This window comes from Bradyrhizobium sp. LTSPM299 (genome assembly GCF_000938235.1).
Classification (GTDB): Bacteria; Pseudomonadota; Alphaproteobacteria; order Rhizobiales; family Xanthobacteraceae; genus Bradyrhizobium.
This window is the reverse complement of sequence record NZ_JYMU01000073.1, coordinates 68,091-91,156: the sequence shown is the minus strand read 5'-3', so window position 1 is coordinate 91,156 and position 23,066 is coordinate 68,091. Positions and strand designations below refer to the sequence as shown.

At 64.1% G+C, this 23,066-nt stretch carries 20 protein-coding genes and 2 pseudogenes; 8 read left to right on the top strand and 14 right to left on the bottom strand.

Annotated features, from left to right (window positions below; all coding sequences use genetic code 11):
- A pseudogene (locus UP10_RS34115) lies at positions 1–311 on the bottom strand (IS110 family transposase); the annotation flags it as partial.
- 307 nt (positions 312–618) lie between these two features.
- Between UP10_RS34115 and UP10_RS42320 the strand changes: the two are divergent.
- Complete coding sequence (locus UP10_RS42320; protein WP_050043930.1) at positions 619–1,527, top strand: AraC family transcriptional regulator; 909 nt, start codon at positions 619–621, stop codon at positions 1,525–1,527.
- Positions 1,528–1,621: 94 nt separating this feature from the next.
- On the top strand, positions 1,622–2,407 hold the full coding sequence (locus UP10_RS34105) for an alpha/beta fold hydrolase (RefSeq protein ID WP_044591577.1): 786 nt from the start codon (positions 1,622–1,624) through the stop codon (positions 2,405–2,407).
- A 133-nt stretch (positions 2,408–2,540) separates the two neighbouring features.
- On the opposite strand, the gene UP10_RS34100 is transcribed toward UP10_RS34105, so the two are convergent.
- From UP10_RS34100 to UP10_RS34080, 5 genes are all read right to left on the bottom strand, one after another.
- Positions 2,541–4,082, bottom strand: a complete 1,542-nt coding sequence (locus tag UP10_RS34100) for a sugar ABC transporter ATP-binding protein (RefSeq protein ID WP_156180522.1) — start codon at positions 4,080–4,082, stop codon at positions 2,541–2,543.
- Complete coding sequence (locus UP10_RS34095) at positions 4,079–5,200, bottom strand: SMP-30/gluconolactonase/LRE family protein (protein ID WP_050043929.1); 1,122 nt, start codon at positions 5,198–5,200, stop codon at positions 4,079–4,081. The genes UP10_RS34100 and UP10_RS34095 overlap by 4 nt, the downstream gene beginning before the upstream one ends.
- The gene (locus UP10_RS34090; RefSeq protein WP_044591576.1) at positions 5,200–7,338 is read right to left on the bottom strand and encodes an ABC transporter permease; all 2,139 of its coding nucleotides are present in this window, start codon (positions 7,336–7,338) and stop codon (positions 5,200–5,202) included. Before UP10_RS34090 ends, UP10_RS34095 begins: the two co-directional genes overlap by 1 nt.
- Positions 7,339–7,505: 167 nt before the next feature.
- A complete protein-coding gene (locus tag UP10_RS34085; RefSeq protein ID WP_044591575.1) occupies positions 7,506–8,525 on the bottom strand; it encodes a sugar ABC transporter substrate-binding protein in 1,020 nt (339 codons plus the stop codon).
- 57 nt (positions 8,526–8,582) lie between these two features.
- The gene (locus UP10_RS34080; protein ID WP_245322070.1) at positions 8,583–9,608 is read right to left on the bottom strand and encodes an ABC transporter permease; all 1,026 of its coding nucleotides are present in this window, start codon (positions 9,606–9,608) and stop codon (positions 8,583–8,585) included.
- A gap of 119 nt (positions 9,609–9,727) precedes the next feature.
- Between UP10_RS34080 and UP10_RS34075 the strand changes: the two genes are divergently transcribed.
- Positions 9,728–10,711, top strand: a complete 984-nt coding sequence (locus tag UP10_RS34075; protein WP_044591574.1) for a LysR family transcriptional regulator — start codon at positions 9,728–9,730, stop codon at positions 10,709–10,711.
- A gap of 7 nt (positions 10,712–10,718) precedes the next feature.
- Here the strand turns inward: UP10_RS34075 and UP10_RS34070 are convergent, their stop codons facing one another.
- The 3 genes from UP10_RS34070 to UP10_RS34060 are packed head-to-tail and all read right to left on the bottom strand — an operon-like array spanning position 10,719 to position 12,814.
- On the bottom strand, positions 10,719–11,570 hold the full coding sequence (locus tag UP10_RS34070; RefSeq protein ID WP_044591573.1) for an SDR family NAD(P)-dependent oxidoreductase: 852 nt from the start codon (positions 11,568–11,570) through the stop codon (positions 10,719–10,721).
- Between the two features lies 1 nt (position 11,571).
- On the bottom strand, positions 11,572–12,132 hold the full coding sequence (locus UP10_RS34065; RefSeq protein ID WP_044591572.1) for a carboxymuconolactone decarboxylase family protein: 561 nt from the start codon (positions 12,130–12,132) through the stop codon (positions 11,572–11,574).
- The gene (locus UP10_RS34060) at positions 12,110–12,814 is read right to left on the bottom strand and encodes a TetR/AcrR family transcriptional regulator (protein WP_044591571.1); all 705 of its coding nucleotides are present in this window, start codon (positions 12,812–12,814) and stop codon (positions 12,110–12,112) included. The genes UP10_RS34065 and UP10_RS34060 overlap by 23 nt, the downstream gene beginning before the upstream one ends.
- A 118-nt stretch (positions 12,815–12,932) precedes the next feature.
- Between UP10_RS34060 and UP10_RS34055 the strand changes: the two genes are divergently transcribed.
- The 3 genes from UP10_RS34055 (at position 12,933) to ilvD (ending at position 17,064) form a co-directional block, all read left to right on the top strand.
- The gene (locus UP10_RS34055; protein WP_044591570.1) at positions 12,933–14,144 is read left to right on the top strand and encodes an ABC transporter substrate-binding protein; all 1,212 of its coding nucleotides are present in this window, start codon (positions 12,933–12,935) and stop codon (positions 14,142–14,144) included.
- Between the two features lie 7 nt (positions 14,145–14,151).
- Complete coding sequence (locus tag UP10_RS34050; RefSeq protein WP_044591569.1) at positions 14,152–15,045, top strand: MBL fold metallo-hydrolase; 894 nt, start codon at positions 14,152–14,154, stop codon at positions 15,043–15,045.
- 174 nt (positions 15,046–15,219) lie between these two features.
- Entirely contained in the window at positions 15,220–17,064 is a 1,845-nt protein-coding gene (gene ilvD, locus UP10_RS34045) for a dihydroxy-acid dehydratase (RefSeq protein WP_044591568.1), read from the top strand.
- A gap of 24 nt (positions 17,065–17,088) precedes the next feature.
- Here ilvD and UP10_RS34040 read toward each other — a convergent pair whose 3' ends face one another.
- From UP10_RS34040 to UP10_RS34030, 3 genes are all read right to left on the bottom strand, one after another.
- Entirely contained in the window at positions 17,089–17,301 is a 213-nt protein-coding gene (locus tag UP10_RS34040) for a hypothetical protein (protein ID WP_044591567.1), read from the bottom strand.
- A 656-nt stretch (positions 17,302–17,957) separates the two neighbouring features.
- Positions 17,958–19,007 (bottom strand): hydroxyacid dehydrogenase, encoded by a 1,050-nt coding sequence (locus UP10_RS34035; protein WP_044591566.1) that lies wholly within the window; start codon positions 19,005–19,007, stop codon positions 17,958–17,960.
- 52 nt (positions 19,008–19,059) lie between these two features.
- Positions 19,060–20,025: a Bug family tripartite tricarboxylate transporter substrate binding protein gene (locus UP10_RS34030; protein WP_044591565.1), complete on the bottom strand. Its 966-nt coding sequence runs from the start codon at positions 20,023–20,025 to the stop codon at positions 19,060–19,062.
- A 170-nt stretch (positions 20,026–20,195) separates the two neighbouring features.
- Between UP10_RS34030 and UP10_RS34025 the strand changes: the two genes are divergently transcribed.
- Together UP10_RS34025 and UP10_RS34020 are read left to right on the top strand one after the other, a co-directional pair.
- Complete coding sequence (locus UP10_RS34025) at positions 20,196–20,744, top strand: thiamine pyrophosphate-binding protein (RefSeq protein WP_044591564.1); 549 nt, start codon at positions 20,196–20,198, stop codon at positions 20,742–20,744.
- An 8-nt stretch (positions 20,745–20,752) separates the two neighbouring features.
- Positions 20,753–21,352: a thiamine pyrophosphate-dependent enzyme gene (locus UP10_RS34020; protein WP_044591563.1), complete on the top strand. Its 600-nt coding sequence runs from the start codon at positions 20,753–20,755 to the stop codon at positions 21,350–21,352.
- A gap of 14 nt (positions 21,353–21,366) precedes the next feature.
- Here the strand turns inward: UP10_RS34020 and UP10_RS34015 are convergent, their stop codons facing one another.
- Positions 21,367–22,254 (bottom strand): 2-hydroxy-3-oxopropionate reductase, encoded by an 888-nt coding sequence (locus UP10_RS34015; protein ID WP_044591562.1) that lies wholly within the window; start codon positions 22,252–22,254, stop codon positions 21,367–21,369.
- Between the two features lie 20 nt (positions 22,255–22,274).
- Positions 22,275–23,059: pseudogene (gene otnI, locus UP10_RS34010) on the bottom strand (2-oxo-tetronate isomerase).
- Between the last annotated feature and the right edge of the window lie 7 nt (positions 23,060–23,066).

Here is a 23,066-nt window from a genome sequence, read left to right as displayed (position 1 = left end):
GGCCGGCCCATCGCTTCACACAGCCCTTCCGCATCCCGCCCGTCGTTCTTGTTCCGCATCACGTAGGGCTTCACCAGCTGTGGGGCCATCAGCTTCACCTCATGGCCGAGCTTGCGGAGCTCCCGCGCCCAATATTGCGAAGCCCCGCAAGCCTCCATCCCGATCACGGTCGCCGGCAGTTTGCCGAAGAACTCCAACACCCGGTTGCGCGAAAGCTTCTTGCGCAGCACCGGCCGCTCCGACGCATCAACCCCATGCAGCACAAAAATATGCTTCGACGTATCCATTCCAATTCGGATAATCTCTCCCACGGACGGCTCCTTTGTCTGAGATTTGCAACAACCTCATTCTGGCACACTGATGCCGTAGGGGGCCGTCCACACCATCAACCACAGGATTGCGTTGTTGAAGTGAGCTGTGGCTCCAACGTCGCGCAACAATCGGCATTTGGGGTTATGGGTCCCGGGTCAAGCCCGGGACGACAATGAGTTTGTGGCGCGGTTTGCGAGTCAGACACCAGCGTTCTTAACGCCCGATGGTGCGGATGCGGCCCCTTGCCTCCGTCGCCGCCGCAAGCGAGAGTGCTGCCGCCGGGACGACCTTTGCGCAGAGACAACCATGACGGGACTGAGCTCGGGCGGAAGCCACCTGCTGAATCCGGAGCAGCGCATGGCGATGGTGCCGGTGACGTGCGCGGCGCATTCCGGCGGCTTCGGCTGGCGCGGCCTGCGTGTCGAGGACTATCCGGACCTGCCGCCGAGCGACATCAACTGCGCCGGCATGAACGCGCATCTTTTGGTCTATCACACCAGGGCGCTCGACGGTGAGTTTCATCACGAATGTGCTGACCGCACGACGCGGACGCGGTTGCGCACCGGCGAGCTCAGCTTCATTCCGGCACGTGCCGACAATCGCTGGCTGTTCGGCGAAGGCCGCCCCTGCGCGATCCATTTGATGATCGACGAGGACCTGTTCGCGCACAATGCCGGGCAGGACGGCGCGAATGCGCTGACAGCTCTGCGCGACGACTTTCAGTTCACCTCGCCCGAACTGCAGGCGCTGGTGCGCCTGTTCGCCCTCGAACTCGCCAATGGTGGCCTCAATGGCCCGCTCTATGTCGAGGCGCTGGGGACCGCGCTGTCACACTGGATCATGCGGGAATTCGGCGCGGCGCTGCCGCTGCCGGCCGCGACGAACCATCGTGGCCCCGCGCTCGACCGCGCGATCGACCTGATCCACCAGGAATATTACCGGACGATCGGGCTCGACGAACTGGCCGGCCTCACCGGCCTCAGCCGCGCGCAGTTCATCCGGCGTTTCCGTGCCGCGTTCGGCAAGGCGCCGCATGCCTATTTGATCGACTATCGCATCGCGATCGCCAAACAGCGGCTGAAGCTGCCAAGGCCCGTGAGCTTTGCCGACCTCGCGCTGGAACTCGGTTTCGCCGACCAGAGCCACTTCCACCGGCACTTTCGCGCGCTGACCGGGGCATCGCCGGCGGCCTTCCGGCGCAGCGTGTTGACGTGATCCGAACGTTCAATTCGCCTGCGCCGAAGCTGCAATACCAGATATCACCGACGATGGTAGTGACCTCTCGTTCATCCTTCGGGGAGAGGTCACCATGCTCGAGATTGCCGGCAACACGATCTTCCTGACCGACAGCGGCGGCGACCGTCCGGCGTTGCTGTTGGTTCATGGCATCATGATGAGCCACGAGGTCTGGCAGCATCAGGTCGCAGCCTTCGCGGGCGACTATCGCGTGGTGTGCGTGGACCTGCGCGGCTTTGGCCAATCCAGCGCACACACGCCGGACATCAGCTTTGAGGATCACGCCGCCGATCTCGCCCAACTCATCGCGCAACTCGGCCTGAAGAATGTCACGCTGGTCGGCTGGTCGATGGGCGGCGCCATCGCACAACTGTTCGCCGCGACATATCCGCAGACGCTCGCACGCCTGGTGCTGGTCGACACCACGCCGCAATTGCTGGCAAGCGAGAGTTTCCCGCACGCTTTGCCGGTCGAAGCGGCGATGCAACTCGGCCAGCTCCTGAGCGATTTCGCGCAAGGCTGCGCCGCCTTCTCAGGCATGATTGCCCCTGAAGATGCCGCGGCAACGCGCCTTATCACCGGGATCGCGGCGGCCACCTCGCCGGCGGTCGCGCTCGCCGCCTTTGCCAGTTCGGGACCGCGCAGCCTGATCGACCTGCTGCCCAAGATCACAACGCCGACGGCAGTGATCGCTGGCGCCGACGACGGCATATGCCTCCCGGCCGCCAGCACGTACCTCGCCGCGCACATCCCGGGCTGCACCCGCCCGGTGGCATGGATCGAGGGCGCGGGCCACGCGCCGTTCCTGACGCGCCCGGCGCAGTTCAACGCCGCGCTGCGGGCGGCGCTGGCGGATTGATCACCGGCGAGAAGTGCCTCAAGGCGACGGGCGCAGCGACAATCAGCGGCACAGGGCTATCCCCTCGTCATTCCGGGGCGCGCCACTTGGCGCGAGCCCGGAATGACGACAGGAGAGGCCGCGTCGTGCGACCTCAGTGCACCGCCGCGTACAGGATCTTATCCTGCGTCGCATCAGCGGCGTCGAATTCGGCGACGATGCGGCCGGTGCGGGCGACCAGGATGCGGTCGGACACCGCGAGGATTTCCGGCAAATAGGACGAGATCACCACCACGGCCTTGCCCTCGTCGGCGAGACGGCGGATCTCGCTGTGGATATGCGGGATGGTGCCGACATCGACGCCGCGCGTCGGCTCGTCGAAGATGATGATCGAGGGGTCCTGCACCAGCGTCTTCGCCAGCACCACCTTCTGCTGGTTGCCGCCGGACAATTCGACGATCCGCGCCTTGCGCTGCAGGGCGCTGATCTTGAGGCGCTCGACCCAGTAACTGGCGAGCTTGCTGCGCCGGGTGCGCGACAGCAAGAAACTCCAGCCCTTGCGGGTGGCGAGGCTGCCGATATAGACGTTGTCGTCGACCACCATGGTCTCGAAGAAGCCGTTGGCCTTGCGGTCCTCGGTGATGTAGGCGATGCCGTCATTGATCGCCTGCCGCGGCACGCGGTAGCGGATCGGTTTTCCCCGCAGCCGGATGGTGCCGCCATTGACCAGGTTACGCTTCAGCGCGCCGTAGATCACCTTGGCAATCTCGGTGCGGCCGGAGCCGATCAGGCCGGCGATGCCGACCACCTCGCCGGCATAGACCGAGAACGACATGTTCTTGACCGCCATGCCCATGGTGACGTTCTCGACCGTCAGCACCTTCTCGCGGCGCTGATGCGTCTTCTCTCTTCGCCCATAAACCGCTTGCGCCACCTCGCGGCCGACCATGTGCTGCACCAGCGCATCGCGCGTGAGCTGCTTGGCCGGCGCCGTGATCACCAGTCTGCCGTCGCGCAGCACGGTGATGCGGTCGGCGATCTGCAGCGATTCCTCCAGCGCATGCGAGATGTAGATGATCGAGACGCCGCGGGCGCGCAAATCGCGCACCAGATGGAAGAAGTGGACGATCTCCTCCGGCGTCAGGCTCGCGGTCGGCTCATCGAAGATAATGATGCGCGCCTTGTTGTAGATCGCGCGCGCGATCTCCACCATCTGCTTCTTGGCGGTTCCGAGCAGACCGACGGGAGTAGCCGGATCGACGTGGAAGTTGAGCGACTGCAGCAGCTGCTGGGCCTGGATGTTGAGGGTGCGGAAGCGCGTCAGCAGCTTTTCATTGCCGAGCTCGATGTTCTGCGCCGCCGTCATGGTCGGCACCAGGCTGGTCTCCTGATAGACCATGCAGATGCCGGCGTTGAGCGCGTCGCGCGGCTGCTCGAATTTGGCAGGTCTGCCGTCGAGCATGTAATCGCCGGAGGTGAGATTGATCGCGCCCGCGATCGCCTTGCACAGCGTCGACTTGCCGGCGCCATTCTCGCCGACCAGCGCATGGACCTCGCCGGGATAGAGATCGAAATTGACGCCCTCGATGGCGTGGACGCCGCCATAGATTTTCGAGCCGTTGGTGATCTGCAGCACCGGCTCGCGGGCCACCGCGGGCTGGACGCTTGAGGTCGCCTGCATCACGCCATCATTCATCGCAGGTCTCCCGAATAGAGCAGCAGGCGTCCGGCGCCGCGAGCCGCGATGACGACGCCACGGTCGGTGGCGCAGGCGGCGGTGATGCCATGGAAGCGGCCGCCGGCACGGCTGTGCAGACTGTCGGTCGCCTCGCCGTCGGCGTCGAGATGCACCAGCAGACCGTAGGAGCGCGGCGGCGCCCACGGCTTCTGGATGCCGAGCGCCTTGACCGCCCCGATCTGCATCGGCTCCAGGCAATCACTGCCGCCGATGAGCGCGGGTGCGACCCAGTGATCGGGCGGGATCGTCACCATCATCTCCTCGCGGAAATCGTCTTCCTTGAGCACGAACTCGATCAGATGGGTGCGGCGGGCGAATACGCCGAGCAACAGCCCGCCGTGGCCGTCCGGATGCAGCCGCGCCGGATAACACGGCATGTTGCCGGCGACGATCTCGCGCGCACCGAGGCCGCTGCCATCAAGCGCGAAGCGGCTCAGCCGATGCGCCCAGCTTTCCGACAGCCACAGGCCCTTGCCACCAGCGGCGACGGTCACGCCATAGGGATATGGCAGGTCACGCAGCAGCACCTGCGGATTGCCGAGATCAGCACCGCAGGCGATCAGGCGGCCGCTCGACCGCTTCTCCATCAGATCGTGGCGCCATTCGGCCGGGCGGCGGCCGGCGCTGCCTTCGACCGCATAGATGCGGCCATCAGGCGCCGCGGTCACCGATAGAAGTCCCGCGAGTGCGCTGCCGTCGGCAGCCTCGAGCCACTGAGGATTGGGCTTGGCCGGATCGATGGCAGCAAGGCCCCTGCCCGCGACGCAAACCAGCAGCCGGCCGTCCGGATGAAGCGCAAGCCCACCGGCGTCATCCTCAAGCTCGGCGACGATCGCGCGCGTCGAGAAATTGTCGCCGCTGAGTTTCAGCACGCGCCGTTCCGCCGAGACGTAAACCGCGCCGTCGCCGGCCGAGATCACGTCGTCCACACCGGGTAGCGGCTCGCCGATCGCAGTAGCCGTGTCGAGCCGGTCGTTCGGGCTCAGCGCGCCGTCGAGCGGCGGGATCGCGCTGTCGACGCCATCGCGATCGACGACGCTTCTGATGTCGCGCAACAGATGATCGAACAGTCCCATTACGTCGTCACCCTGCTTTTGGCGCCCCAATAGGCCTCGTATCCGCTCCAGCTGTCATCGACGCCGTCGAGCTTGATGCGGCCGATCCGGTTGTTCTCGAGACCGCCGAGATAGAGATAGCCCTCATGCTCGCGCATCGAGGTCAGCACTGAATGCGAGGTCCCGGTCGGGTCCCACCAGGATTCCAACGCCTCGCCCTTCTCGTTGAACTTCAGCACGCAGCCATGATTGAGCCCCGGCGCCAGCCACTCGTCGGCCGGCACCTGCTTCACCATGCGCAGCCGGAAGCCGGGCTTGCGCGCCGAGAGATCGAAGGTCGGCGTGCGGATGCCGACCAGCGCGAGCCAATAGGTGCCGTCGGAGGCCCGGTTGATGTTGTCGGGGTTACCCGGCAGCTCGTCGATCAGCACTTCAGTGCGGCCCTTGTTCGGCCCCGCGATCCAGTAGCGGAAGATCTTGCAGAGCGAGGTCGAGGCGATCAGCACCGACTGGCCGTCATGCGAGACGCAGACGCCGTTCGGGAAATAGAAATGGTTGATCACGGTGCGGGTCGTTTTCGTCTTGGGATCGTAGCAGACCAGGCGGCCGTTCGGCCGCGCCTCGAGAATGTCGAGGGTGTTGGTCGTCATCTCATAGCGCGTGGTGCAGTCGCTGAAATAGATCTTGCCGTCGGGCGCGATGTCGAGATCGTCGGCCATGCGCAGGCGGGAATCGTCGTTCAGCTTGTACCAGGTGCGGTTGGTCTCATCGGTGACCTTGAACACCTTGCCGTCGGGCGCGATGCCGTAGACACCCATGCCGGCGACGGCGACGATCAAATTCTCGTCGCGGTCGAACTGCATGCCGAGCGGCCGGCCACCGATATGGGCGAACACCTCGCGGGTCTCGAAGTTCGCGCCGGAGAAGCGGATCACATTGCCGTCGCGGGTCGAGCCGTAGACCCGGCCCTGGCGGTCGACGATGACGTCCTCGGGACCTTCGACCTGATCGATGCCGATCGCCTGCGCATTGATCAGCCGATCGTTCTGCGCATAGGCCGATCCGGAGCCGCGCTGCACTGATGGCGCCGCCGCCAGCGCCACATAGGCCGGGTTGACGTAGATCTTCTGGATCGCCTTGCCGCGGTTCTTCGACCATTTGACGTCGATGCCGACGGCCGCGAGCAGGATCATGCCCGTCACCGCCGAGGTGACATAGCCGGGGATGCCCATGCGGACGAGGCCGTTGATCAGCAGGAAGACGATCAGCGCGCCGATCATCGCCCGCCACACCGTGCCCTTGCCGCCGGCGAGCGAGACGCCGCCGAGCACCACCGCGGTGAGCGCCTGGAATTCCCAGCCGACGCCGGTGGTGGAATCCGTCGACGCCTGACGTGCAGCGTAGAAAATACCGCTCGCCGCGCACAGCGTGCCTGACAGCACATAGGTCATGAACAGCATCAGGCGGACGCGGATGCCGGCATGGCGCGCCGCCTTGCGGCTGGCGCCGATCGCGGTGAGATGCCAGCCATAGCGCGAGCGCGACAGGAAGATGTGACAGATCAGCAGCACGACAAAGAGAGTCGCCGCATTGATGGGGATGCCGAGCACGCTGCCGCCGCCGATGAAATCCCAGGCGTCGCTGTCGACCGAGTTGGTGGCGAACACCTGCGCATAGCTGGTGTTGAGCAGATTGACCGAGGCGCGCAGGATGATCAGCGTCACCAGCGTGGTCAGGAACGGCCGCGTCTTGAGGAATCCGATCAGGAAGCCGTTGATGCAGCCGAGCACGGCGCCGACCAGCAGCGTCGCCGGCACCACGAGGCCGACGGGCCATTCGCGGACCAGCAGGAAATACAGCGCGGCGAAATTGCACAGCGCAAAGATCGCACCGACGGAAAGATCGATGCCGCCGGTGACGAGACAGAACCCCATGGCGAGTGCGACGAAGCCGAATTCGGCGAACAGCCGCAGCAGCGACACCGTGTTCTGCACCGAGGCGTAGTCGGGAATGGTGAGCGCGAAATACGTCCACAGCCCGATCATCACCGTGAAGGGAACGACCGGCTCGAACCATTGCTTGAGCAGCAACTCCGACAGCAACAGCCGGGGTGAAAACCGCCGCACCGACGCGGCAAAGGAATCGACAGCCATCGACATCGCCAAGCACTCCCTCGATCATGAGGCGATTGCAGGCAATCGCATCACGATCTCGTCTTTTTATTTGAGCATAATCTTTTCGGAAAACCGGTTCCCACTTTTCCGGATCATGCTTTTGATCAGCCGGCGCGGGACGCTCGCGCCCCGCACCGGCTGCCGCGCCCTTGTTAGTTCTTCTTCAGCGCGAAGCAGTTGCCGCCCGAGGCGTTGGTCTTATCGAGCCAGATCGGCCGCGTGTAATAGGCGAGATTGCGGGTGCCGGGCTTGTCGGCGGAGGTCAGCAGGGTTTCGGCTGCGAACATCAGATCGTGGCCCTGCTCGGTCGCCTTGTAGCTCAGGAACTTGGCGAAGTTACCCGAATTGACCTGGTCGCAATCGAGCTGCGAGCCCTCGCCCGAGGCATACACTTTGACATCGTCGATCTTGCCGGCATTGCGAATGGCTTGCGCTGCGCCCGATTCCATGATGCCCCAGAAGCCGATCGAGGCGCAGAGGTCCGGATGCTGCTGGATCACGGTCGCGGTGACGTTGAGCGCGGTGTTGGCGTCCCAATTGGCGGCCTGGTTGGACACCACCTTGATGTTGGAGTCCTTGTTGAGGACCTCCATGATGCCGCCGACCTGGTCGACGCTGGCGGCCGCGGTCAATTCGCCCTGCACGATCTGGACCTTGCCAGACTTGCCGGAGGAGGTGCCGCAGGCCTTCACGACTTCGGTTGCGAGCATCTTGCCGATCTCGCGCCAGTCGGCACCGACGAAGGCGCCGGACTTGTAGTTCGAGGACATGTTGATCTGGATGACATGCGTACCCTGGCTCTCGGCGCGCTTGAGATCCTTCATCAACAGCGTGACGCTCGGATTCTGCACGATCAGCACGTCGGGCTTCTGGTCGACCAGCGCGGTCAACGCCTGCTGCATCGCCGACGGATTGTTGTTGGGATCGCGCACGATGTACTTCATGCCGCGCCACTCGGCCTCCTCCTGCACCACGCGGCCCCATTCGTCCGACAGCGGCACGCCGAGCGCGATCGGCAGATAGGCGATGGTCTTGCCCGCCAGCGCCTTGTCGTAGGAGGCGCGCAGCTCGCGCGCGGTCTTGGTGCCTTCCTCCTGCGCCGATGCCGCAATTGGCAACGCCGCCAGCGTTACGCCGGCCAGCAGGACAGTCCAGAGCTTCGTCGTCTTCATCGTTTCCTCCACAGATATTCTTGTTTGATTGATTCGTTTTGATTGTATCGATCTCGTTCAGTCGCCCTGGCGCGCGGTCTCCTCGTCACGGGGGTGCAGCCAGTTGTCGAGCACGATCGCGGCCAGCAGCACCACGCCCTTGACGATGTTCTGCACCTCGGTGTTGACGTCCATAATGGTGAAGGCGTTCAGCAGGGTGCCGATCAGAACGCAGCCGACCACGACGCTGAACACGCTGCCGCGGCCACCGATCAGGCTAATGCCGCCGATCACGACGACGAGCACGACGTCGAAGATCATGGTCCCTTGCGTGATCGCCATCTGCATGCTGCCAGTGGTGCCGACCCAGACGAAGCCGGCGACCCAGGCCAGCAGCGCCACGAGCACATGCTCGAGCACGATCAGCGGCCGCAGCGCGACACCGGACAACCGCGCGGCCTCCGGATTGTCGCCCTGCGCGTAGATGAAGCGGCCGATCGAGGTACGCGACAGAAACAGATGCATCGCGATGGCGCAGACCACGAACACCAGGATTGGAACCGGGATGCCGAACAGCCGCCCGGCACCGAGATACATCAGTCCCGGCGCGTCCTTGGGCGCATAGACGACCCAGGCCGGTGCGATCCAGAACGCCAGGCCATAGATGACGAAGCCGGCGGCCAACGTCACGAACAGCGCCGGCGCCTCAACGAAGGCGACCATCACGCCGTTGACGGTTCCGATCAGGATCGCAATCGCAAGCGCGAGCAGCACGGCCGAGAATGTCGACATGCCGTGCTGCATCTCGATCAGCGCAATCGACCACGCGCCCGCCATGATCGCGACCTCGGAGAGGTCGATACCGCGGCTGATCACGATCAGCCCCATGCCGAGGCCGAGCACGCCGAGGATGGAAATGCTGCGCAGCAAATTCAGCAGGTTGGAGACGGTGGCAAAGCCGTTCAGCGTCAGGCCGAACACGATCAGCAGCGCGATCGTGATCAGGAGCACGATCTGCTCCTGGCTCGGCTTGGCGAACATCGAGCTCGCGCGCGATGAAGCGGCCGGGACGGCAACGCCACGCGATGGCGACTGCACGCTCATCATTTCCTCCGGGTCTTCTTTTTTTGATGTCTTCTTTTGGGTCTTATTTTGCTTGAGACTTTAAGAGCCGCGCTTAGTATTCGTCAAATGCATTCGGCAGATACGGATTGATTAAGTTCATGCATGTACGTGACATCGATCTGAACCTGTTCGTCGTGTTCGACGCGATCTACTCCGAGGGCGGCGTCAGCCGTGCCTGTTTCCGCCTTAATCTGACCCAGCCTGCAGTGAGCCACGCGCTCGGGCGGCTGCGCGCCATGTTCAACGATCCCTTGTTCGTGCGGCGCCACCATGTGATGACGCCGACGCCGCTGGCACGCCAGATCATCACCACGGTTCGCCAGGCGATCAACGGCCTGGAGACGACGCTCACCCACACCGACCGGTTCGATCCCGCCAAAACGCCGAAACGTTTCGTGATCGGGCTGCGCAACAACCTCGAGGCGCCGATCCTGAGCGCGCTGGTCAACCGGATCAGCGCGGTTGCACCATTGGTCGAGATCGCAACCGTGCGCTGCGAGCGCAACAACCTGGAGCGTGAGCTGGCCGCCGGCACGCTGGATGTGGCGATCGATACGCTGTTGCCGCTCTCGGCAGAGGTGCGGCGCGCGCAGATCCTGACCGAGCGCATCGCGGTATTTGCCCGCCGCGACCATCCCGACCTCGGCGCGCGGCTCGACAAGAAGACCTATTTGCAGATGGAACATGTCTGCGTGACGTCGCGGCGCAGCGGATTGTCGTTTGAGGATTTCCAGTTCCAGCGCCTTGGCATCCAGCGCACTGTCCGCCTGTTATGCCAGAACTTCGCGACCGCCTGTCATGTCGTGAGCCGGAATAACATGCTGCTGACGGCGTCCGAAAGCGCGGCGTCCGTGCTGGAGCAGCCGGGACTATTGCGACAGTTCCCCTGCCCTTTCCCGATCAGCCCGCACATCAATTATCTGTACTGGCATGCAACCGCCGAGGGTGACACCACGAACCAGTGGCTGCGTGAACAGCTTTTGGCCGCCGCCGCGACGCTCGGACCAAGCGATGTCGGACGCAAGAGCGGTCGAGCCCAGAAGCGCCGGCCGCCGATCCCGGTCGGTCTCGCCGCGGAATGAGTTTTGATCACAGCCCGCTGAGGCCACTGTCGACCGCGAGCGTCTGCGCGGTGACATAGACACTCTCGTCCGACATGAAGAACAGCACGGCATAGGCGATCTCCCATGCCGTCGCCTGGCGGCCGAACGGAACCTGGCTCTTGCCGCGCGACGGACGGCCGGCGCCGGCTTCGCGGCCGTTCGGCGTGTCGACGAGGCCGGGATAGACCAGATTGGCGCGGATACCGCGCCGCGCGCCCGTGTGAGCGATGTTGCGCATGAGACCACCGAGCGCGGCCTTGGAGGAATCATAGACCGCCATCTGCGATCCCGCCTTCAGCGCGGCGATCGAGGAGATGAAGACGATCGAGCCGCCATTGTCGAACTTCGGCAAGGCGGCGCGGCAGCACAGCATCGGACCGCGGACATTGACGTCGTAAATCCTGTTCCACTCCTCCGTGCTGACATTGTCGAGCCCGGTCTTGCCGAAGGTGCCGATGTTCAAGACCATGCCGTCGAGCCCGCCCATGGTCTGGTGCGCCTCGCCGATCATCCTGACGACATCAGCCTCGGCGGTCACGTCGGCGGCGATCGCAAAGCCGCGGCCACCATCGGCCGTAATGCGCGCAACCGTGTCTTCGGCGGAGGCGCGGTTGAGATCGGCGACGGCGACCTGCGCGCCCTCGCGTGCGAACAGCAGGCTCATGGCGCGGCCATTGCCAATCGGATCGGTTGCGGCGTCGAACACGCGCTGGCCCCCGCCAACAACGAGGATGCGACGTCCCTCGAGGCGGCCCCGTCCCGGCGCGGTGCCTGACGATTCCGCGCTGAGGGGACGCACGTAACGTTCCGCCTTGGCGTCGAGCGAAGCTTCCGACATCTCAGTCGCTCCGCTTCTTGCCGCCGTCGAACACGGCCATGCCGGCCGCGGGATCGAGATCGGTCTCGGTCGCCTCGGTCAGGCGCGCCATCATCATGTAGAAGCCGAGCGCGACGATCGCCTCCACGATCTCCTGGTCGCTGAAATGCTGGCGCACGCCCGCAAAGGCGACATCGCCGACGCGAACGTTTTCGACGACCTCGCGGCCGAACACCAGCAGCGCGCGCTCCGCGCCATTCAATGCCGCGCCGCTGTAGTCGGCGCGCTCCACCGCATCGATCTGTGCTTGTGTCACGCCGACGCCGAGCGCGATCGGAACGTGTTGACGCCATTCGTAGGCACCGCCTTCGAGCTGCGCCGCCTGCAGGATCAGCAGCTCGCGATTGACCGCCGAGAGCTTCTGCTTGTGCAGGATCGAGTTGCCGAGCCGCATCGCCGGGATCATGTTGGCCTCGGCATGGGCCATCATGCGGAAAATGTTGAGCTTGACCGGCATGCGGTCGAACGAGGCGCGGATGTCTCCGCCCGTCGTCTCCGGATCAATCAGGGGCAACCTTGCCACGCGTCTCTCCCTTGGTTTTTCGTTGTTTCTTGTCTGAGGTGTCAGAATCCTTGGCCGCAATCAGCGACAGGAAGAAGGCGAGATAGCGCTCGATCGCCTCGATCACCAGCGGCCGCGGCGAAGCCTGCGCGCCCATCACATAGTGCTCAAGGCGGATATAGATCAGGCCGGCCGCGAACAGCCGCGCCGCCTCGCGCGGATCCGACGTGGAGATCAGACCGGCCAGCGCAAAACCGCGAAAATAGTCAGTCATCAAATTCTGCTCGCGCGCGTAGAAATGGTCGGCGAATTTGGCGCGGATGCCGGGCACGCGATTCCGCTCGGCAGTGATCACCTTCTGGAACTGATGCTCGCGCGGATCGGACCATTGCTCGACCAGATCGAGTGCGAACTGGCGGCAGAACGCCGCCGGCTGCCGCGCGAGTTGCCGATAGCGCGGCGCCTCGAGCCGGTCGGCCGAACTCGCCGGGCCGTGCTCGCTGACGATCGCCTCCAGGATCGCAGCCTTGCCGGGAAAATGGTTGTAGAGGCTGCTCTCGCGGATGCCGACGCGGCGCGCCAGTTCGCGCATCGAGGCGCCCCCATAGCCGCTTTGCGCAAACAGATGCAGCGCCTCGGTGAGGATGCGTTCGCGGGTGGATGATACGACCGCCCCGGCCGTGCTGGATGTGGAGACAGCCATGTAGCCTTGACTAACGAACGATCGTTCGCTAGTCAACCGTACGAACGATCGTTCGTCTGAGTTCTCGCGTTTCAACTCCGTCCCGAAGAGGCGGAGAGCAATTTGGGGAGATCATGTCATGGCGCGCTTCGTCCGCACTCATGTGCGCGCGGCCTGCATCCTGCTGCCGCTGCTCACTTCTGTCGCCGCACAGGCCGAGAGCGCCAAATACGATAGCGGCGCCGACGACAAGACGATCAAGATCGGCACAACAGCGCCGCTTTCCGGCCCGGTCTCGGCCTTCGCGCAAATCGCCAAATCGGCCGAAGCCTATTTCCGCAAGGTCAATGACGACGGCGGCGTCAATGGCCGGCGCATCCAGATGATCATCGCCGACGACGCCTACAGCCCGCCGAAGACGGTGGAACAGACGCGGCGTCTGGTCGAGAGCGATGAGGTGCTGCTGATCTTCGGCGGCGTCGGCACGCCGACCAACAGCGCCGTGCACAAATATCTCAACGACAAGAAGGTGCCGCAGCTCTACCTGGGCTCCGGTGCGGCGAAATGGGACGACCCGAAGAATTTCCCGTGGACGGTCGGCTGGCAGCCGACCTATCGCGACGAGGCGATCGCTTATGCCAAATATATCAAAGCGAGCCATCCCAACGCCAAGGTGGGGGTGCTCTATCAGAACGACGATCTCGGCAAGGACTATCTGAAGGCGATCGAGGAAGGTCTTGGCGGTGGCGAAGCGATCGTGGCGCAAGCGCCTTACGAGACATCAGCGCCCACCATTGATACGCAGATCCTGCTGTTGAAGAGCAGTGGCGCCGATGTGGTGCTGGTCGCGGCAACGCCGAAATTCGCGGCACAGGCGATCCGCAAGATCGGCGAGATCGGCTGGAAGCCTGTCACCATCATCTCCAACGTCTCGGCCTCGATCAGCGGCGTGCTCGAACCCGCTGGCAAGGACAATTCCACCGGCGTGATCTCAAGCCAGTATTTGAAGGACTCGACTGATCCATCGCTGAAGGACGATGCCGGCTATAAGGAATGGGTCGCCTTCATGGACAAGTACTTGCCCGACGGCAACAAGAGCGACTGGCTGAATGTCTACGGCTACACCATCGCGCAGACGCTGGTCGCGACACTGAAGGCGGCCGGCAACGACCTCACCCGCGCCAATGTGATGAAGCAGGCGACCAGCCTGAAGGATTTGCATCTGCCGATGCTGATCAACGGCACCGCCGTGAATAATTCGCCGGACCACTTTACGCCGATGACGAGCCTTCAGCTGATCCGTTTCGACGGCACGCGCTGGGTGCCGTTCGGCAACCTCATCAAGAACTGATCGTCGGATGCGGCAGATCACGATCGGCAACATGCGGATCGACCGTCTGGTCGAAATCCCCTCGCTTGCCTTCGACAAAAAATGGCTGTTCGCCAACGTCACCGACGAGGTGATTGCGGCCAATCGCTCCTGGCTCGATCACCGTTATATCGAGCCGGAAACCGGCCGCTTCATTCTCAGCCACCACTCCTACCTGGTGCGCACACCGCGCTGGACCGCTGTTGTCGACACCTGCTGCGGCAATCACAAGCCGCGGCCGCGCGTGCCGGCGTGGCACCAGCTCAACCAACCCTATCTGGAGAACATGGCCGCGCTCGGCGTGCGGCCCGAGGACGTCGACTTCGTGATGTGCACGCATCTCCATGTCGATCATGTCGGCTGGAACACACGACTGATCGAGGGACGTTGGGTACCGACCTTTCCGCGCGCGCGCTACCTGATGGGACGCGCCGAGTACCAGCACTGGGACGCCGCGCACAGGGCGACCCCAAAAACGCCGGTCAATCACGGCTCGTTCGAGGATTCCGTGCTGCCCGTCGTCGCGGCGGGACAGGCCGAGTTCGTCGAGACCGATCACCTCCTGTTCGACGACCGCGACGCGCGCTTGCGCTTCGCGCCTGCGCCGGGCCACACCGTCGGCAACATGCAGATACATCTCAACGGAGGCAATGATCACGCCGTGATGTCGGGCGACGTCATCCATCACCCGATCCAGTGCGCCGCGCCGTGGCTGTCGAACGCAGCGGACGCCGATCCCGCCGCGGCCGTGTCGACGCGCCTCGCGCTACTCGAGGAACTGGCGGACACGCCGAGCTACCTGCTGACCGGCCACTTCCCTGCCCCGACCGCCGGCCGCGTGGTCACCCATGGCGACGCGTTCCGCTTTCGGTTCGAGGATTAGTGCGCAGATCGTCGTTACGAAGGGATGCGCTCCCTCCAGGGATGCCGGGACCGAGGCCAAATAGCGCGGTCCAGCCATGCGGTTCCGCGCTTGAAACGGCGGGCCCGGGCGGGCATAAGGACGGCGTCTTCCCTAAAAAATGCCCATAGCCCAAGGATTTGAGAAGGATTTACGATGCCCGCCTATCGCTCCCGCACAACCACCCACGGCCGCAACATGGCGGGTGCACGCGGCCTCTGGCGCGCCACCGGCATGAAGAACGAGGATTTTGGCAAACCGATCATCGCGGTGGTCAATTCCTTCACGCAGTTCGTGCCGGGCCATGTGCATCTGCAAAACCTCGGGCAACTTGTCGCGCGCGAGATCGAGAAGGCCGGCGGCGTCGCAAAGGAGTTCAACACCATCGCCGTCGACGACGGCATCGCGATGGGCCATGACGGCATGCTCTACAGCCTGCCCTCGCGCGAGCTGATCGCCGACAGCGTCGAATACATGGTCAACGCGCATTGCGCCGACGCGATGGTCTGCATCTCCAACTGCGACAAGATCACGCCCGGCATGCTGATGGCGACGCTGCGGCTCAACATCCCGACCGTGTTCGTCTCGGGCGGCCCGATGGAGTCGGGCAAGATCGTGCTCAAGGGCAAGAAGCGCGCGGTCGACCTGATCGACGCCATGGTGGCAGCGGCCGATTCCAACGTCACGGACGAAGAAGTCGACATGATTGAGCGTTCGGCCTGTCCGACCTGCGGCTCCTGCTCGGGCATGTTCACGGCAAATTCGATGAACTGCCTGACCGAGGCGCTGGGCCTGGCGCTGCCCGGCAACGGTTCGGTGCTGGCAACCCATGCCGACCGCAAGAGCCTGTTCGTCGAGGCCGGTCATCTGATCGTCGACCTCGCCCGCCGCTATTACGAGCAGGACGACGCCAAGGTGCTGCCGCGTAACATCGCGAACTTCAAGTCGTTCGAGAACGCGATGACGCTCGACATCGCGATGGGCGGCTCGACCAACACCGTGCTGCATCTGCTCGCCGCCGCGCGCGAAGGCGAAGTGCCGTTCACGATGACCGACATCGATCGCCTGTCGCGCAAGGTCCCCGTGCTGTGCAAGGTCGCACCCTCGGTGCCTGATGTCCACATGGAAGACGTGCATCACGCCGGCGGCGTCATGGCGATCCTCGGCGAACTCGATCGCGCCAGGCTGCTCACGACCGATGGGCCGACGGTGCACACCGCGACCCTGGACGATGCGCTCAACCGCTGGGACATCGTGCGGACCACGAGCGAGAAGGTGCGCAATTTCTACATGGCAGCGCCAGGCGGCGTGCCGACCCAGGTAGCGTTCAGCCAGGATCAGCGCTTCGACGACGTCGATCTCGACCGCGCTACCGGCTGCATCCGCAACGCCGAGCACGCTCATTCCAGGGACGGCGGTCTCGCCGTGTTGTTCGGCAACCTCGCCGAGGACGGTTGCATCGTGAAGACCGCGGGTGTCGACCAGAGCATTTTGAAATTCTCAGGTCCGGCCCGCATCTTTGAGAGCCAGGACGCGTCAGTCGACGCCATCCTGGGCAACAAAGTGAAGGCCGGCGACGTCGTGCTGATCCGCTATGAGGGGCCGCGCGGCGGCCCGGGCATGCAGGAGATGCTCTATCCGACCAGCTATCTGAAATCGAAGGGGCTCGGCAAAGCCTGCGCACTGATCACCGATGGCCGCTTCTCCGGCGGATCGTCGGGTCTGTCGATCGGTCACGTCTCGCCGGAAGCCGCCGAAGGCGGTTTGATTGGCCTGGTCGAAGAAGGCGATGTGATCGAATTCGACATCCCCAACCGCAAGGTCAACCTCAAGGTCGCGGATGCCGAACTCAAGCGCCGCCGCGAGGCAATGGTCGCCAAGGGCAATGCCGCGTGGAAGCCGGCCGCACCGCGCAAGCGCGCCGTCTCGACCGCGCTGAAGGCCTATGCGGCGTTCGCCAGCAGCGCGGCAAAGGGCGCGGTGCGCATCCTGCCGGAGTGATCGGCGTTACTCTGTAACGACAGATCAGGCGTGAATGTCGGCCGCATCGATCCGGATGCGGTCGGCATGCAACGACCAGTCGCACAGCGCCTGCTGCTCGCAGAATTTGAGTTTTGCGATTTCCGTCGCCTGACCTTCGGACGGGGCGTCGATTTCAAGCGCCCCCTGGCAGACCTCGCGCTCGCGGCCGTTGCCGCCGAGCACGTCCTTCATGAACTGGACGACAAAGCGCGACATGGAATCCTCCCCGCTACGCCGTAGCATCGGACGACTCACATTAGCACTTGCGCCGGGATGGTTGGATTAAATCAGTGCGTCTGATGCGCGAGCGGCTCGGACAGCACGCCTGACTTTACGCGCCGGCCTGAGGCAGGCTGGCGGCGGCGATCGCGACGATCTGCGCAATGCGGCGGCGGATCCTGGCCGGAGCTGCGCGGAGAAATGTCTGGACCTGTCGCATGATCAAGTTCCTTCCGTACCCGGAAGCTGTCGGGCACAGAGCGAACATGGCGATATCAGGCTAAGTCGTCGATATCTCAGGGAAAATAACAACGGACGCGTTGTCGGGCGGGTGTTTGGCAGTGGGTTTGTTGCTGCAATTGGGCTCGTGACGAAGAAGATCTTCTCCAGGGTTTCTGAGCCACATGACGCAGTCGCGCGCGTTTGTGCTCGCGAGTCAGGGACGCGCCGATGGTAGGGTTCCCTCCCCCCTTGCGAGGGGCGGCTTCGCCTACGCTATTTCGGAATAATGGAAGAATGCCGCTGAGTTGCCCGTCGTGTCAAGCTGCCGTGACGAACGGGCAGCCGGTGGCTACTTTGCATGGGGTTGTTTTCGACATTTTGGCAGCGCGCCCCTGCGCCCGGGCTTGTCCCGGCTGATGAGCGCCTCCGCCCTACCCAGGCGCAAACCCAAACGCCTTCTCGAACCTCTTCGCGTACACCGGCCAGACCTCCGGATTGATAATGCGCGGCGGGCGCTTGCCGTCGAGGGCGTCCAAAATCTGTTCGGCGGCGATCTTGCCCATGTTTATCCGGGCCTCACGGGTGACGCCAGCGGTGTGCGGGCTCGCCAGCACATTGTCGAACTGCAGCAGCGGATGATCCGGCGGCGGCGGTTCCTTGTCCCAGACGTCGAGGCCGGCGCCGGCGATGCGTTTTGCGCGCAGTGCCTCTTCCAAAGCTTCCTCATCGTGGATGAAGCCGCGCGCGGTCGTGACGAAGTAAGCGTGCGGCTGCATCAGCGCGAACTCGCGGTTGCTGATCATGCCGCGGCTCTTGTTGTCCAGCGGGCAGGAGATCGAGACGAAATCGGCGCGACGCAGGAGATCGTCGAGCTCGACCTTCTCCCCGCCCCGCTTCGCCATCTCCTCAGTCGTCAGATACGGATCGTAGGCGATCACCTTCATTTGCAGCAGCCCCTTGCAGAGCTCGGCAATACGACGTCCGACATTGCCGAGACCGACGATGCCGACGGTCTTCTCCTTCAGCTCGTTGCCGATCAGGTCGTTGCGGTTGACGTTGGCCTCGCGCCGCAGACGACGGTCCGACTGGATGATCCGCTTCGACAGCGTCAGCATCATGCCGAGCGCGTGCTCGGCGACCGAATTGGCGTTGCCGCCGGACTGGTTGACGACAAGCACGCCCGCCGCGGTGCAGGCATCGACATCGACGGGATCGAAGCCCGCGCCGTTCGACGACACGATCAGCAAATTCGGCGCGCGCTTCAACAACTCGGCATGGGCATGGAAGTGCGGCGCTAGTTCGTCGCGCGCAGCACCAATCTGGTAAGCGTGCGCATCGGCGAGAACCGGCGCAAAGGCCGCCTCCGGCGTATCATTCTCGAGACGGTCGAGCCGGACGTCCGGCCTTTTCTTGAGGATGTCGACATAGATCTCGTGGGCGAGATATTTGACGTAGAACACGCGCTTGTTGTTGACGGTCATGTCTTCGGGCAACCTTCAGTGTGTGAAGCGATAGAGTTTTGCGGGATTCGGCTCATTCCGCCTTCATGCCGGCGGCCTTGATGATCGGCCCCCATTTGTCGTAGTCGGCGTGAATCTTGGCATCGAATTTGTCCGGCGTGCTGCCGATCGGGATCGCGCCAAGCTTGCCGAGCCGTTCCTTGACAGACTCGGTATTCAACGCTGCGACGAAATCGCGCGAAATTTTGGTGACGAGATCAGCGGGCATACCGCCAGGCCCGAGCAGGCCCCACCACACCTCGGTGTCGTAACCCGGCACGGTCTCGGACATGCTGGCAACATCGGGCAAGAAGGGCGCGCGCGAGGCCGTCGTCACCGCAAGTGCACGGACCGTGCCGGCCTGCAACTGCCCGATCGACTCCGGACCATTGTTGAACGACATCGGAATCTGTCCCCCGAGCAGATCGTTTATCGCGGGCATGCCGCCCTTGTAGGGGATCGCGCTCAGATCGATCTTCGCCAAATTGTTCAGAAGTTCGCCGGCGAGATGCGTCGATGTGCCGTTGCCGGCATGCGCATAGGTCAGGCTGCCCGGCTTCGCCTTGACCGCGGCGATGACGTCGCCGACCGACTTGAAGGGTGAATCGGCGCGCACCAGCAGCACGTTCGGCGACGATGCCAGCAGCGAGATCGGTGAAAAATCCTTGAACGTGTCGTAGGGCAGCTTTGGATACAGGAACGGATTGGTGGCGTGGCCGCTAGCCACCATGATCAGCGTGTAGCCATCGCCCGCCGAGGTCGCAATCGTCTGCGAGGCGATCACCCCGCCGGCGCCCGGCCGGTTCTCGACCACGATCGATTGCCCCCATGCCTTGGAAACCACGTCGGCGAGTGTGCGGGTGAGCACGTCGACGCCGCCGCCCGGCGGATAGGGGACGAGAATGTGAACGGATTTGGTGGGGAACGGCTGGGCGGATGCAACGCCGGCCGCGATCATCGCCGCCGCTGCAATGGCCGTCCGCCAGACCCACCCGGCCATGCACGCCTCCCACGCTTATTGTTACCGTCTGTATCGCACGCCGGATCGGCGGGTCGTATCGCCGAAATCCGCAGGTCGCGTTGCGGCCGGGGCATGTTGACAATCCCGCCCACGACGTCAAGTTTTGCCCCGCAAGCGGCCGTCTGCGTCGCGCGATCAGGGAGAACAGGATGGCGGCCGCCTCGCCCAAGGACACGACTCCCTCGCCGACCTGGCACGGCATCGTGCTTGAGACGCTGAAGCGCAACGAGATCCGGCTGGTGCCTTACGTGCCCGACCGGGTGCTGACCACGCTGATCAAGAACCTGCACGCCGATCCCTACTTTACCACCTTCCCGACCGCGCGCGAGGAAGAGGCTGCCGGCATCGTCTCCGGCGCCTGGATGGCCGGGATGCGCAGCGCGGTGCTGATGCAGACCTCAGGCTTCGCCACGCTCGCCAATGTGCTGGCGTCGCTGGCGGTGCCCTACCAGATCCCGCTGATCATGTTCGTCTCCGAGCGCGGCACGCTCGGCGAGTTCAACTACGGCCAGGCGTTGGTCTGCCGCACCATGCGGCCGGTGCTGGATTCGCTGGCGATGGAGCACCACACCATCACCCGGCTCGACGAGCTCGAATTCATCGCCGACCGTTCGATCAAGCAGGCTATCACCACCCAGGCGCCGGTGGCGCTGATCCTCTCGCCGCTGTTGACCGGCGGCAAAGTGTTCGACAAGTGAGATCAGCCATGACACACGCGCGCAACACCAAGGTGATGAACCGCTTCGATCTCACCCAGCGTCTCGTCGCAATGCTGAAGCATGAAGAGGCCGTGATCGGCGGCATCGGCAACACCAATTTCGATCTCTGGGCCGCCGGCCATCGCCCGCAGAACTTCTACATGCTGGGCAGCATGGGCCTCGCATTTCCGATCGCGCTCGGCGTCGCGCTGGCGCAGCCGAACCGGCGGGTGTTCGCGCTAGAGGGCGACGGTTCGCTGTTGATGCAGCTCGGCTGCCTCTCCACCATCGCGACGCTGGCCCCGAAGAATTTGACCATGGTGGTGATGGACAACGGCATCTACCAGATTACGGGCGCGCAGCCGACACCGGCAGCAGGCCATACCGACATCGTGGCAATCGCCGCCGCAAGCGGCCTTGCCAACAGCTCCTGGGCTGCCGACGAAGACGATTTCGAGCGGCTGATCGAGCAATCACTTTCGGCCTCGGGCCCGAGCCTGATCGGCGTGCGCATCGACGACAAGCCCGGCACCGGTGCCACCCGTCGCGACCCCGTGCAGATCCGTGAACGTTTCATGGCCGGCCTCGGCGTGCGCGAACTGCTGTAGGCCCCGTCACGCGTTCAGCCCGCCGCGATCGCGTGATCGGCCATCATCTCGAGCGCGCGTACCAGCGCCGAATGATCCCAGGCCTCGCCGCCATGCGCGGTGCAGGACGAGAACAATTGCTGCGCCAGCGCCGTGCCCGGCAGCGAAATACCGAGCGCACGCGCGCCCTCAAGCGCGAGGTTGAGATCTTTCTGATGCAGGGCGATGCGAAAACCAGGATTGAAATTGCGCGTCACCATGCGCTCGCCATGCACTTCGAGAATGCGCGACGCGGCAAAGCCGCCCATTAGCGCCTGGCGCACCAGCGCCGGGTCGGCACCTGCTTTCGATGCGAACAGCAGGGCTTCGCCGACCGCCTCGATGGTCAGCGCGACGATGATCTGGTTGGCGACCTTGGTGGTCTGGCCGTCGCCATTGCCGCCGACATGGGTGACGTTCTTGCCCATCCGCTCGAACACCGGCTTCATGGTGTTGAAGGCGCGCGCGGGACCACCGACCATGATGGTCAGGCTCGCCGCTTTGGCGCCGACCTCGCCGCCCGACACCGGCGCATCGAGATAATCGGCGCCGAGCGCTTCGATCTTCTTCGCGAAGACCTTGGTCGCCAGCGGCGAGATCGAGCTCATGTCGACGACGATCTTGCCTTTCGACAGCCCTTCCGCGACGCCATCCTTGCCGAACAGCACGGCTTCGACATGCGGCGTATCCGGCACCATGATGATGACGGCGTCTGCTTCCTGCGCGACCTCGCGGCCCGATTTGCAGGCCACGCCGCCACCGGCGAGCAATTCGGGGGCGACCGGCGCAACGTCATGCAGGAACAGGCGATGGCCGGCGGCCTGGAGATGCGCCGCCATGGGACGGCCCATGGTGCCGAGGCCGATGAAACCGATGTCGATCATTGATGATTGTCCCTGGTTGATCACGTCTCGAACGTCTGGGCGGCGTGCCAGCCAAGGCCTTCGACCGTCGAGGTGCGCGGCTTGTATTCGCAACCGATCCAGCCGCGATAACCGATGGCGTCGAGATGGCGGAACAGGAACGGATAATTGATCTCGCCGGTGCCGGGCTCGTTGCGGCCGGGATTGTCGGCGAGCTGCACATGCGCGATCTGCGGCAGGTGCCGCTGCAGGCGGCGCGCGATGTCGCCCTCCATCACCTGCATGTGGTAGATGTCGTACTGCACGAACAGGTTGCTCGAGCGCACGTCGGCGATGATCTGCACCGCCTGCTCGGTCCGGTTGAGGAAGAAGCCTGGGATGCGATGGTGTTGATCGGCTCGATCAGCAACCTGATCCGCTCGCGCGCCAGGGCATCGGCGGCGAAACGGAGATTGTCGAGCAACACCTCGTTCAGCTCAAAGATGTCGGCGTCGCGAGGGGCAACACCGACGAGGCAGTTGAGCTGCCGGCAATCCAGTGCCTTGGCGTAGTCGATCGCGCGCGCGACACCGTCACGGAATTCGTCGACGCGGTCGGGCAGGATCGCGATGCCGCGCTCGCCGGCCGCCCAATTGCCGGCCGGCAGATTGTGCAACACCTGCGTCAGGCCGTGCTCGTCGAGCTGCTCGCGCAGCTCGGCCTTTTCGAAATCGTAGGGGAACAGATATTCGACGCCGCCGAAGCCAGCGGCCTTGGCCGCGGCGAAGCGATCGACGAACGGCATCTCGCCAAATAGCATGGTGAGATTGGCGGCGAATTTCGGCATGGCGTGT